Source organism: Algoriphagus aquimarinus (assembly GCF_007997215.1).
GTDB classification, from domain to species: Bacteria; Bacteroidota; Bacteroidia; order Cytophagales; family Cyclobacteriaceae; genus Algoriphagus; species Algoriphagus aquimarinus_A.
On the sequence record NZ_VORW01000002.1, the window covers coordinates 53,489 to 66,352 of the forward strand.

The 12,864-nt window shown below is 40.4% G+C and carries 13 protein-coding genes; 5 read left to right on the forward strand and 8 right to left on the reverse strand.

Translation table 11 applies throughout. The annotated features are described in order from the left end of the window. Window positions 1-595: 595 nt before the first annotated feature. From ESV85_RS04785 to ESV85_RS04805, 5 genes are all read right to left on the reverse strand, one after another. Window positions 596-1,522: a cation diffusion facilitator family transporter gene (locus tag ESV85_RS04785; protein ID WP_146915280.1), complete on the reverse strand. Its 927-nt coding sequence runs from the start codon at window positions 1,520-1,522 to the stop codon at window positions 596-598. 148 nt (window positions 1,523-1,670) lie between these two features. Continuing rightward, a complete protein-coding gene (locus ESV85_RS04790; protein WP_146915282.1) occupies window positions 1,671-2,474 on the reverse strand; it encodes a DUF1206 domain-containing protein in 804 nt (267 codons plus the stop codon). 396 nt (window positions 2,475-2,870) lie between these two features. Then, window positions 2,871-3,941 (reverse strand): YncE family protein, encoded by a 1,071-nt coding sequence (locus tag ESV85_RS04795; protein ID WP_146915284.1) that lies wholly within the window; start codon window positions 3,939-3,941, stop codon window positions 2,871-2,873. Between the two features lie 152 nt (window positions 3,942-4,093). Further along, window positions 4,094-4,546, reverse strand: a complete 453-nt coding sequence (locus tag ESV85_RS04800; RefSeq protein WP_146915286.1) for an RES family NAD+ phosphorylase — start codon at window positions 4,544-4,546, stop codon at window positions 4,094-4,096. A 2-nt stretch (window positions 4,547-4,548) separates the two neighbouring features. After that, window positions 4,549-4,995: an antitoxin Xre/MbcA/ParS toxin-binding domain-containing protein gene (locus ESV85_RS04805; RefSeq protein ID WP_146915288.1), complete on the reverse strand. Its 447-nt coding sequence runs from the start codon at window positions 4,993-4,995 to the stop codon at window positions 4,549-4,551. A 326-nt stretch (window positions 4,996-5,321) separates the two neighbouring features. On the opposite strand from ESV85_RS04805, the gene ESV85_RS04810 reads away from it, so the two are divergent. The 5 genes from ESV85_RS04810 to ESV85_RS04830 all read left to right on the forward strand — a co-directional run bounded on the left by ESV85_RS04810 (window position 5,322) and on the right by ESV85_RS04830 (window position 9,053). Next, a complete protein-coding gene (locus ESV85_RS04810) occupies window positions 5,322-6,197 on the forward strand; it encodes a carbon-nitrogen hydrolase (protein ID WP_146915290.1) in 876 nt (291 codons plus the stop codon). Between the two features lie 5 nt (window positions 6,198-6,202). After that, window positions 6,203-7,276, forward strand: coding sequence for an agmatine/peptidylarginine deiminase (locus ESV85_RS04815; protein ID WP_146915292.1), 1,074 nt, complete (start codon window positions 6,203-6,205; stop codon window positions 7,274-7,276). A gap of 138 nt (window positions 7,277-7,414) precedes the next feature. Then, the gene (locus ESV85_RS04820) at window positions 7,415-8,275 is read left to right on the forward strand and encodes an alpha/beta hydrolase (protein WP_146915294.1); all 861 of its coding nucleotides are present in this window, start codon (window positions 7,415-7,417) and stop codon (window positions 8,273-8,275) included. A gap of 152 nt (window positions 8,276-8,427) precedes the next feature. Continuing rightward, window positions 8,428-8,655, forward strand: a complete 228-nt coding sequence (locus ESV85_RS04825) for a type II toxin-antitoxin system HigB family toxin (protein WP_223275909.1) — start codon at window positions 8,428-8,430, stop codon at window positions 8,653-8,655. Window positions 8,656-8,660: 5 nt separating this feature from the next. Continuing rightward, window positions 8,661-9,053 carry a type II toxin-antitoxin system HigA family antitoxin gene (locus tag ESV85_RS04830; RefSeq protein WP_146915304.1) on the forward strand — a complete coding sequence of 131 codons (393 nt, stop codon included), beginning with the start codon at window positions 8,661-8,663 and terminating at the stop codon, window positions 9,051-9,053. A gap of 18 nt (window positions 9,054-9,071) precedes the next feature. Here the strand turns inward: ESV85_RS04830 and ESV85_RS04835 are convergent, their stop codons facing one another. The 3 genes from ESV85_RS04835 to priA all read right to left on the reverse strand — a co-directional run bounded on the left by ESV85_RS04835 (window position 9,072) and on the right by priA (window position 12,863). Beyond that, window positions 9,072-9,491 carry a type II toxin-antitoxin system VapC family toxin gene (locus ESV85_RS04835; protein ID WP_191321936.1) on the reverse strand — a complete coding sequence of 140 codons (420 nt, stop codon included), beginning with the start codon at window positions 9,489-9,491 and terminating at the stop codon, window positions 9,072-9,074. Beyond that, window positions 9,475-9,747 (reverse strand): DUF6364 family protein, encoded by a 273-nt coding sequence (locus ESV85_RS04840; protein WP_146915308.1) that lies wholly within the window; start codon window positions 9,745-9,747, stop codon window positions 9,475-9,477. The genes ESV85_RS04835 and ESV85_RS04840 overlap by 17 nt, the downstream gene beginning before the upstream one ends. Before the next feature lie 596 nt (window positions 9,748-10,343). Beyond that, on the reverse strand, window positions 10,344-12,863 hold the full coding sequence (priA, locus tag ESV85_RS04845; RefSeq protein ID WP_146915309.1) for a primosomal protein N': 2,520 nt from the start codon (window positions 12,861-12,863) through the stop codon (window positions 10,344-10,346). Window position 12,864: the final 1 nt, after the last annotated feature.

Below are 12,864 nucleotides of genomic sequence, written 5' to 3' on the forward strand. Positions count from 1 at the left end.
TTACGAATCAGAGACATTAATTGCCTGTATTGAAGTTCTTATGAAGGATAGGATTCTGCTTACTTAATAGCCGAATCAGAATACCAAGATAAATTCGATTTTCTGTATTTTACTATACTCGATTTGTAAAGAAATTAAGTTTGGCTGGTGGGAGGGGAGGTTTATTAAATTGGAAACTGTAGTTGAGTTGAAAAGGGTGATCATTCAATATCAGAGTATAAAAATCTGAGATTGGTGTATGAATGTTTATTGTTGAAGAGTGAAAGAAGTAACCGTCGAATTGCAAATTTTCTAAGATAGAAAGTTGTTTTGCAGACCTACACCTAGTGGGCGTAATGAGCTCTACTAGAAATTCTTCCGATAGCTTTTTATATCTGCCCAGGCCACTCAAAAATAAGACTTCACTCGGCATTGATGAGAAGCATCAGCTAACCAGAAATAGTATATTGTTTTTTATGGTAACCCGATTTTTTGCACGTAGTGATATAGGAACATCATAAAACTAGCTCTACCATGGGATTGAGGCAACCTCGGTATTCCGAGCTCAAAAGCAAAGCGTAAATAGCTGCTGGCACGATTCCGTATACTACTATTATTATTCTATGTTTTTTTGCTCTGTAAAGCTACTCGTCTCAATAAAGATTCTTTTTACACTAGGATGGAAGTGTCGAATGTCTTTTTCAAGCCTACATACGGCTTTCTCGATATCCAATGAAGATTGATTTTTCTTAAAGCGAATGTCAATAGCTAAAAAAACATTTTGCGGACCAAAATACATGGTTAACGGTTTTTTAGCCTTATCTACCGCCTCATCTGCATGCACCACTTTTAGAATACTGGAAGACATTTCTTCATTCGCACCTTCTCCGATTAGTAAACCTTTACTTTCTATTGCCAATATCAGCGCTATAACTGCAAGTAAAAGACCGATGAGAACAGATGCATAGGCATCATAACGTGCGTCTTCAAAATAGTGTCCTAGAAATAAGCCTGTAGCAGCTATCACCAAACCCACGAGCGCGCCTGCATCTTCCAATATCACAGCAAAGCTCCCGGGATCCTTGCTTAATTTGATAGCTTTCCAATAAGTATTTTTTCCTTTTTGTTTTTTGAAATTTTTCAATGCAAAAAACAGTGCTGATCCTTCAAATAAAAAGGCAAGTCCCAATACGATGTAACTCCAGAATGGATCCGTCAAAGGAGCAGGGTCAGCTATATGAGAAATTCCTTTGTATAAAGACATTCCGCCACCGATTGAAAAAATAAGTATGGCAACAATCAAAGACCAAAAATAGAGTTCTTTCCCATGACCAAATGGATGATTGTCATCAGCGGGTTTTTTGCTCTCATGGATTCCAAATAAAAGTAAGCCCCCGTTACCCGTATCTACCAGGGAGTGAATTCCTTCAGAAATCATCGCCGAACTTCCGCTAAAACTTGCTGCTATAAATTTAGCTACAGCTATCGCAAGGTTTGCGGCAATCGCTGCATATATGGGCAATTTACTTCCCGATGTATCCATTTTTGAAATAATTTAATTAATCGAATTGTGTTCTATTTACTAGATAGAGAGACACTTTATTTGTCAAGCCTATTTGATACGATCTGTCAACATTTTGTGTGGTTATAGATGAAATCATTCATGTTATTTTCTCGCTTAAACGTATTGCCTAAACTAAGTCGCTAATATCAGAATGGCGGGCAACCATGAAACAAAAGATGCCATAACCCAGCATTCCTAATGCGACTGCCCCCATCAGAAAACTGCCATACGGTAAACTTAATAAATATTGCAAAGCACCTTCTGTTCCCTCCAGAGCATTGGCATCGTGAGCGAGGCTAACTTTGATTATAAAAAAAGAAATGATTCCAAAAACCACTCCCCTTGCTACATAACCATACCTACCGCTTTGTTTAACCAAGTTGTATTCATTTTTAGTATCGGGATTTTCATCAATCTGCTTCATGTATTTTCCGCTAAATCCCAAATAGCACTGCCAAATTGCATTCAAAGCCATCCCTACGGCAATTATCCATATAACCCAAATTCCCCATTCTTTTTCAAGCAATTGGCTCAGTGCTGCTTTTTTAGACTCATCGCCTGACGAATCTGAATTACTAAAAAGTGGTTTCGCAAATGAAAAGGCAATGACTCCATAAAATATTCCCGAATAGGCAAATTGGAGTCTAGGACCAATCCTTTTTTCATCTTCGTCTCCACTGGGGTCAAATGCAGCTTCATAAAAGCGCCATAAGCTATAGGCCAATAAGCCGAAAGCTACAATTGAAGTGAGTATTACTCCGCCAGGTAATTCTTGAAGAAATGAAACAATACCTGATTTCCCTTTAATTTCTCCACCCAATCCGAAGGCAACCATTGCCGCCAGAATTCCCATTAGGGCGTATACTAATCCTTTACTGTAAAAGCCGACTTGCTTTACTTTTTTTATTTTGTCTTTCTGGGAGTTGTCCATATACTTTTATCCCTAAATGGGGAATTTCTATGTTGAATTAGTAAGAGGGATACTATTTCACATAAGTAGTGCCATGGTTGAGAACCTTTACTTTCGCTCTGATTTTTAGATTCGGAGCATAACTATCGGAAGTGTCAAGACAGCTCCATCCAGATCGATGGTCAGTTGTGAGCCTGGCATGGGTAGGAGCGAAAACTCCGCGGCGGAGGAGAAGATCATTAGCCCAATCCGCTGTCCTGCTGGGATGATCTTTGTATTGGGGTGAAATTACAAATCCCACCCAGTAGCAAAGGTGTTTTGACTAAGTTTCGTCTAACATTCTACAGCCAACTTGGGTAGAGGAGTGAATCTTGGGCCGTTTTTTTCGAAATCGGCTGACCGCAAGCACAAGAAAGTTTATTTCGCACTGAACCAAGACATACCATCGGGGTTCTGAAGGTCGGTTATTTCTTTGATCACTGTCATTGTGTTAGTGTCGATCACTACGAGTTTGTTGCCGGCGCTTACTGCATAGTATGCCCGTGGACGTACCGGATCGATGAAGATGCCTTCACCACCTGCACCTACGTCAATACGTTTCACCTCTTTACGTGTTGCCACATCCCAGACACGCAGCTCGTTGCCCTGTAGCTCATTCATCAATACGTATTTTCCGTCCTTCGTAAACTTAATGCGGTTGTTCAAACCGCCTTCAAACGAAATAGTGCTGACCAGTTTCTTCTCCGGTACGTTGATGATCGATATCTCTTTAGCATTCATGTGAAGGGCCCAAAACTCGTTGCCGTCGGGTGAAAGCGCCATGCCTTCCATGCGGGTGTCACCAGGAAAAGTAGTGAAAGCAAAATTTTTCTGGCCTCTTTCATTTGTTATCCGATCGACAATAGAAATCACACTGCCATTGCTGCTTGCAGTAAAGATTCGCTGTTCATCGGGAGTGACGATGAGCATGTGTGATCCACCGGGGAGTCCGATGACCTCGTCAAACTTCTTGGTTGCCGGATCATAACGTGTGATCAGGCGGTTAGTCTCATGGCCCAGGTAAAGATGACTGCCTGCGAAAGTAATCGCATGACGGTCTCCAAATGCGCTGATATCAATGGGCTCAACCCGCTTTTGCGCGACAACATCTACCACCGTGATTCCAGGAAGATTCGAGCCGATGTACACATACCGTCCATCGGTTGCGATTTCGTGAAGATTTCCTCCTGCCGGAATACGCGCCACAATTTCAAGTGTTTCGGGATCGATTATCACCAGACGGCCCGCAGCCTTCTCGCCCAGGAGCAAGGCCTGTTTGGGTGTGGGTCCAAAGCTCACTACCGGCGAATCCGGATCGACGGCCCGGTTTTTCCCCGGCCCACCACTTTTCCCCGGACTTGCTGATGGTGGGACTTGGGCAAGCAATGGTTGTACTTCAAGAAGGAGAAGGGTGATCAGTAGTAGTAAAAAACAACTTGATTTTTGCATAACAGGAATTTGGATAGTAGTTATGAAAACCACCTCCATGGATTGTCCTGTGCTGTCTTGAATGTTCCCTTCTCGTCAGTTCTTCTTCCTAGCCAATTTTCTATTTTCAGGTTTTTGATGCTCTCTTTTTATCAACATATTATTCCTGTTTATTACTTTATCAACCTCTGATCAAACCGAAACTCTACCTGTTCAATGACTTTCACTCTATGATATTCTGGGTGTCTGCAATTGAGTATGTAATTTCTTGAACTATGAATCACACTGCTTGGCACTTTAAGAGCTATTGATCTATTGGAGTTTATCCATTCTTCCGCTATTTCCGCCAGAATCGATGGAGCAGGGTAGTTTGTCCAGTTATCCGGCAAATCTTTTATCTCAATTTCATAAATTGAATCATCAGGAATCTCTAGGGTCAAGATATCCAAAGCTGGAACTATGGCTGGTGGAGTATGTACAATTATTTCGAGCAGCGCTAATTCTTTGCTTTCTCCAGTGTAGAGTACAGGCGAACCTTTTTTATTCCAGCGACCACCAAACATAGCTGCACCTGATCCATAAATATTACTAGCATGTTTTTTACCGGCAATTCGATATACCTTCATGATTAACTGTAAACACCATGCTCGATTCTACCTAAAACATCTCTCACTTTGGATATTCCACCAGGAATTTCAATTAATTCCTGAGGTTCAATATCTCCCAAGGAAGTATTGGGAAGGTGTAACCATTTGAAAAAATTTTCTTTGCTCTCAAAAACTTCGATACCATACAGGAACAAATCCGCAGCCTCAAGTAATTGAACTGAGCTATTCCTTTTTAGATCCTGCTTTGACCTTAATAATCGATACAGCGTTGGTTCTGATAAGTTTAATAAGGTAGCGGTGAAATTTTTGGAGAGATTGAAATAAACGCTAAAATGAACAACAGCATCAGAATTTATGCCTTTGGTCGCTAGTGTAATGAAGTCAAAAGGGCTGTCAACTCTCTCCTTCAAATTGTCTTTGCCAAATACTTCATTCAATTTTTGATACCTATCAATTGTCTTTTCCATGTCTTGTCATTTGATAATATAATTTATCATATGAACGAATATGCGACAAATATGTTAGGAAATGAAATTAATGGAGTAATCTTTATTTCTTTTATTTTAGAAAAATAATCACTGTTGATATTTGATAATCAGTTGATTATACCTATTTATTGAAATTAGCTATTTCTGTTAATAGGATTCTTTTTCAAACTGAATCATTTTCACTCTCTTTTAGTTATCCCAACTGTGCTTTATCCAGATTATCGATTCGTGAATTTCATAAACTCGGTTTGGGATTGGGACGGCACAAAAGTATCTTTACACCTCATTCATCAAAATGATCTATTGTGGCAAATAAAACTGTAAAAGTTGGCTTAGTCCAGTTGGGTTGCTCTTCTGATGTAGCTGAAAATATGGCGAAAACCATCGCTGGTGTTCGTGAAGCTACTGCCAAGGGCGCACAGGTTGTAGTTTTGCAGGAGCTTTTCCGCTCCCTGTACTTCTGCGACGTGGAAGATTACGAAAATTTTAAATTGGCTGAGGCTATTCCTGGACCATCTACCGATACACTTGGAGAACTAGCCAAAGAACTTGGTGTGGTGATCGTGGCTTCTCTTTTTGAGAAAAGAGCCGAAGGTTTATACCATAATACCACCGCTGTTTTGGATGCTGATGGAGCCTATTTAGGCAAATACAGAAAAATGCATATCCCTGATGATCCGGGATATTTTGAGAAGTTCTACTTCACTCCTGGGGATTTGGGTTACAAAGTATTCCCTACCAGATTCGGTAAGATCGGCGTATTGATCTGCTGGGATCAGTGGTATCCGGAAGCAGCGAGAATCACGGCTTTGAAAGGAGCGGATTTCTTGGTTTATCCTACAGCTATAGGCTGGCACAAGGATCAGGATGGACTCACCAATGACGAGCAATATGGCGCTTGGCAGACCATTCAGCGTTCCCATGCCGTAGCAAATGGTATTCCGGTAGTTTCTGTAAATAGAATTGGTATCGAAGGTGATATGAAATTCTGGGGCGGTTCTTTCGTCTCCAATCCTTTCGGTAGAGTGTTGTTCAAGGCATCTCATGACGAGGAGCAAGTACATGTGGAAGAACTGGATTTCGCTGGATCTGACCGATACAGAACGCACTGGCCTTTCTTGAGAGACCGTAGAATTGATTCCTATCAGCCGATCACCAAGCGATATTTGGACGAAGAATAATGAGTATGACAGATATCTTTGCTTTAGCCAATTCGGGTGAGAAGACACCAGCCGAATTGGGATACTATTTCCCTGCGGAATTTGCCCCACATACAGCTACTTGGCTCAGTTGGCCTCATAAAGAGGAATCTTGGCCAGGGAAACTTGACAGCGTTTACGCTCCGTATTCTGAGTTTATCAAATATGTGGCACTAGGCGAAATCGTCAATATCAATGTCGCTGATGAGGCGATGAAGGCTTTTGCTTTGGCACATTTGCAGAAAGCAGGAGTGAACTTGGCGAATATCCGTTTTCACTTTTTCCCAACAAATGACGCTTGGTGTAGAGATCATGGCCCAGCTTTCTTGATCAATCCAGATGCGGATGTGAAGAAGGTATTGGTGAAATGGGATTACAATGCCTGGGGAAATAAATATCCGCCTCACGATCTCGACAACCAGATTCCGATCAAAATCGCTGCTGAATTAGGAATTCCTTGCTTCAAACCTGGAATCGTCATGGAAGGTGGTTCGGTGGAATTCAATGGAAAAGGAACGCTTTTGACTTCAGAAGCTTGTTTGCTTAATGAAAATAGAAATCCACATCTCAACCAAGATCAGATCGAGAGATACCTTCAGGATTATTATGGAGTGAATCATATCCTTTGGGTTGGTGACGGGATCATCGGTGACGATACGGATGGGCATATAGATGATATCACTCGCTTTGTCAATGAAGATACCGTGTTGACTGTGGTGGAAGAAAATAAGTCAGACGAAAATCATTTGTTGCTTAAGGAAAATCTGGAGCGACTGCACAAAATGCGTTTGGAAAACGGCAAGCAATTGAATGTGGTAGAACTTCCTATGCCGGATCCGGTGATTTGGGAAGATCAGCGATTGCCAGCTTCTTATGCTAATTTCTACATTGCTAATCATGCGGTTGTAGTTCCGACTTTCCGAGATAAAAAGGATCAGCAAGCATTGGATATTATTTCAGATTGTTTTCCTGATCGTAAAGTCGTAGGTGTAGATTCCAAAGATATCATCTGGGGACTTGGTAGTTTTCACTGTCTGAGTCAGCAGGAACCGGCGGTATAAAGAATTGGCTCTCGCAAAGGCGCGACGGCGCAAAGGTGAATTTATCTTTGCTCCTCTATCTCTTTGCGAGAGCTATTATTTTTTGAATTTGATCTAGAAGTTCTCTTTGCATCGTTTCTTTAAAAAACACTTTATTCAATGAGCAAAATATTCCTAGCCCTTATTTTTACTTTTTTGATGAGCTCCTGCGCTTTTCAAACACTTCATAGAACAAAAGACATCAACTACATTTCCGCCAACACTCAACAAGATTTGCCTAATAAGAACCTAGATGTTTACGCCCCTAAAAAAGCTAGTAATCTTCCTGTTCTTGTGTTTTTCTATGGTGGAAGTTGGAAGTCGGGGAAGAAGGAGATGTATCACTTTCTTGGGAATAGATTAGCTAGAAGGGATTTGATAGTTGTGATTGCTGATTATCCGTTGTCTCCCGATTATCAGATTTGTACTATGCAGGAATCAGCATTGGCAGCAATTAATTGGACCAAGGATCATATAATTGAATATGGTGGTGATCCGGATAGAGTTTTCGTTTCGGGGCATTCTGCTGGAGGACATTTGGCTTCTTTGATTGCTGTGAAGGAGGATGAATTGAAGCCTTCAGAGAATGGAAAGAAGTTGGCTGGTTCTATTTTGATTGATGCAGCGGGTTTGGATATGTATGGGTATTTAGAAGAAACAAGTGAAGGAGAAGGCAAAAAGTATTTGAATGCATTTACTGATGATCCTGCGGTTTGGAAGGAATATTCTTCGATGTATTTTTTGACAGACAATTTGTCGCCTATGCTGATTTTGGAAGGAGAGCGCACTTACCCTAGCATCCAAGGGAGCAGAGAGCGATTTATGAAGCGTATTGAAGAAAAAGGAATCGAAGATGTGACTGCGAAAATTTACCCTAAGAAAAAGCATATTCCCATGATCACACAGTTTCTATGGACTGGAGGTAGAGTATATAAGGATGTGTTGGGTTTTATTGAGGAAGTGACTGATGATCAATTTTAGCTAACCAAAAATCTAATAATATCATTATAATTTAGAAAGTTGTTAAAATACCAACTTTTTGTTTCTTTTGATGTTAAATAGATAGGCATGACTATCCTTTATCTTACCAAGCTTATTTTGTTTCCAGAAAGCATTCAGATTCAGGGAAGAGTTTGACTACTTGGAAAAATATTGTTGAATTGGCTCAATGGAGGAAAAGTCAAGATATCCTAGATAGCTTTCCCAAAGCTAAAATTATCAAGGGAAATCGAGCACGATTTAAGATTGTCGGTAATAAATACCGATTGATCATTGAGGTGGATTATGAAGATGAAACGGTGGAAATACGTTTTATAGGAACTCACCCTGAGTATGATAAAATAGATGCAACTACGATTTAAAGATTATGGAAAAAGATACGTTCAGAAACTGGTATTTACTTGAGTCAGAAGAGGATTTTGATCGAGCGATAGCTCGCTATGAACTGTTGAAAAGTGCTGAAAAAGGATCAGATGAACATAAAGAAAAAATGCTTTTGGTTCATCTAATTGCAGCTTATGAAAATAAACTATGGGATTTGCCAGAAGTGGATCCTGTGGAAATGATCAAAATTAGGATGGAAGATTTTGGATACAATGCGACAACTTTGGCCAAAGAATATGGAGATAAAGGGACTATTAGCAAAGTTTTGAATTATAAGCAATCTCTCTCACTGACTATGATTAGGAAGTTTAGTCATTTACTCAAAATTCCAGCTGAATGCCTGATAAAGGAATATCCTTTGAAAAAGGCTGTTTGAAGAGAGTATAGGGATTGCTTATTTCGAAAGACTTTCCATCAATTCCTCTGGAGTAATCACTTGCAAATAGGGTTTTGAGAGTTTGAGGAAATCACGGTCTGATGTGACGATAGCATCCATGTGGTGATTAAGACAAATGAAATAATGGATGGAATCTTCTATATCTGTGTGGGTGGATTGAATTGCAGAAAGAATTGAATTTTGATCTCCTTCCAGCAGCGTAAACTTTTCACAAATCACACCTATTATTTCTTTGCAAACGGGAAGATCTTTGGCCTGCTTGAGGTAATATGCACAAGTTTGAATTACTGAGATCGTCACATGACCTTGTATTTGGTTATTGTCCAGTTTTTCAAAAATTGAATTTATTAATTCTTGCTTTGGACTTCTTTCCAAGAAAAAATCAAGCAGAATATTGACATCAAAGAAGATCTTCAAAGCCGTATTTTTTAGCACGTTCCTTATAAATCTCTTCTTTATAATTGTAACCTTTTGGGAATTCTATTTTTGATTTGGGTAAGGATTGCATGTATTCCACCAAGCTCATTCCGTTTTTTAGTTTTGGCTTTGGTTTGATTAGAGCTTCGAAATGCTCTTCTACTAGACTTGAAATACTAGTCTCATTCTGATCTGCATAAGTTTTGATCTTATCCAGCAGATTTTCCTCTATGGTGATATTGAGCCTCTTCTTCATGTGTGTATAATTTTTTTTAAAGGTCACATGGAATCTCGCTTACTAGATAATCATCCAACCGTATGACGATTTCTTCATGCTCGATTTCATAATCTATGCGTATGATTCCGTAATTATACGCATGAATATATGAAAACGTTTTTAACTTACTGATCGAATGTGTTAGTCAATTCTCTGTTTATTAAAAATTCTAACTATTTCAATGTTTTTTAATATCTTAAATTCAGTAAATAAAGAGATATGATAGTTCAAACCACAAATTCACTCAATACAAAAGATTTGCTTCAGAGTTTGAAGAGTCAATTTCCCAATTACTCAGTTTATAGGTTCGATACGAAATTTCAAAAAAGTATAGTTGTACGCAAGTCTGCCATAGTTGGCGCTCAAATAACTGTACATGAAAACGAAATCATGGTTGACGCATGTTACCCAAATATATTTATATCCTCTTTAATGAGTTTGCTTACTGCCAGTACTATTTTCCCCTTCAACTCTTGGCGTAACTTTGAAAGTAAAGTAACTAATTTCTTGAGATCAATATATAACCAGCAAGATTCCTTTCAATAGTTTGATTTTTCGATCTTCCAATCAAATCCTTATGAAGGATCCACATCCACCACAAACCGCACGGAGCGAAACTCAGGTCTTGATTTGAGCTCTTCTGTAATTTTCCAGAGGTGTTCTTTGAAAATTACCGGAGTATTTCCTGAGCGATCTAATTTGATCAAACTCTCAAACTGATACTGATTTTTGATTCTGGCGATGATACCTTTTTCTGGGCCCAGCACGATTTTCTTGATAGGAATTTCAGCCATGCCGTGATGAAGATTCAGCGCAGCTTTTTCCGCTACTTTGAAATCTGTATGCCTGGTCGTGATCTTTACCAGTTTTACAAAAGGCGGATAATAAAACTTCTTACGGTCATGAATTTCATGATTGAAAAACTCAAAGTAATCTCCCTTAATCACCTGAGCATAAATCTGAGTTTCAGGATCTCTGGTTTGCACGATTACCTGTCCCTGAACCTCCCTTCGTCCAGCTCGCCCTGCTACTTGGGTGATTTGCTGGAATGCTCTTTCACCAGCTCGGAAATCGGGGAAGTTTAAAATTCGATCTCCATCCCAAATCCCAACAACAGTCACTCTTCCAAAGTCTAGTCCTTTGGTGATCATCTGTGTACCCACGAGAATATCCAGATTTCCAGACCCAAATTCATCCAATATACGCTGGTATCCATGTTTGTTTCTGGTCGTGTCCAGATCCATTCTGCCGATTCTGGCTTCAGGAAAAAGTAAGCTCAGGGATTCTTCTATTCGCTCCGTTCCCATGCCCATCGTGGTCAATTGGGTACTTCCGCAAGCAGGGCAGGAGCTAGGCGTTTTTTCCTTGTACCCGCAATAATGGCAGCGAAGTTCTTCGGAGAATTGATGGTAAGTCAAGCTTACGTCGCACTGTACGCATTGCCCTGTCCAGCCACAATCCTCGCACTGTATATAAGGTGAGTATCCTCTGCGATTTTGGAAGATCAAGACTTGCTCTTGCTTGGCGAGTGCATCTTGGATTCGCTCGCGCAAAATGCGTGTGGTATCTAGCTTGAGTAAGTTTTTGCGCTTATCTGCTGCCAAATCTGCCAAGTGAAATAGAGGCATGCTGGCATTGCCAAATCTATTGGTCAATTCTACGTAACCAAATTTACCTTGACTAGCATTGAAATACGATTCAAAAGAAGGTGTAGCTGATCCTAAAAGCGTCCTTGCCTGATGAAAATAGGCAAGCATGATTGCAGAATCCCTTGCCTGAAATCTTGGCGCAGGATCAAACTGCTTGTAGCTTGACTCATGCTCTTCATCGACGATGATCAGCCCTAAGCTATCAAATGGCAAGAAAATAGAAGATCTCACGCCGACCACGAAAGAGAACCTTCCGCTTAATACGCCATTCCAAACTTCCACGCGCTCATTATCTGAATACTTCGAATGGTATACGCCCATTTTGCTTCCAAATACCTTTTTCAGGCGCGTCACAATCTGAGTAGTGAGGGCGATCTCTGGTAAAAGAAGTAAAACCTGAGAACCGCTAGCCAGCACTTCCTGAATCATCTGGATGTAAATCTCAGTTTTTCCACTGCCAGTCACACCATGTAGCAAGACAGATTGCTTGCTTTCGAATTGATGCTTGATCTCTTCAAAAGCGGATTGTTGGCTGGTTGAAAGAACAGCTGGTTCGGATTCTGGTTCCTCCTCTGCAAGTCTGTTTACTACTACTTTGAAGGATTCGAAAATCCCGTTTTTGATCAGCGTCTTCAGTGAACTTTCAGAATCTCCTTCTTCTAGCAAAGTAGCCTTGTCCACTCCTTTTTCGTTAGACTTTGGCAACTTCATTACAGGAACGTCACGAAGGTATTTCAATAGGATTGATTCCTGTTTAGCTTTGCCAGCCAAGGCTTCAAAAACTTCCTGCAATGCGTTTTTACTTCCAGCAATCTCAGGAGTCAACCGAACTCTGGTTTCTACTTTTGGCGTATATTTTTCTTGAACACGCTCAAAAATCAGGATCGCTTCTTTCTTGACAAGACTTTTGAGGATAGGATGAATACTTTTGATAGAAAGCACTTTTTCACAGTCCTCATAAGAAAGCTCAGGCTTATCTTCCAAAGCATCTAAGATCATAATCTCCCGATCATCCAATGGATATTTGCTCGTTTCTCTTTCGAAATTCGGATTGAGCTGAACTTTGCTTTCGCTACTTAATCGTAAGCCGGAAGGCAAAGCTGCATGCATGACCTCCCCGATATGGCAGAAGTAATATTCAGCCATCCAAACCCAAAATCGAATTTGAAGCGGATTCACGCTAGGTGTATCATCCAACACTTCCAGAATTGGCTTAGCCTGATATGCCTGCGGAGGCTTATTGTGCACCTTCCCAATAATTCCCGTGAGGACTTTTTTCTTCCCAAACTGTACAATCACACGAGCGCCAAGATTAATCTCGGATTGCATGGAATACGGAATACTATAAGTGAACATCCGTGGAATCGGAACGGGCAGGATGATATCTGCGAAGTTATTTCCGCTTTCTGGTGGGTACAAATCTTGATCTCCAAACAGGCTTTCCAAG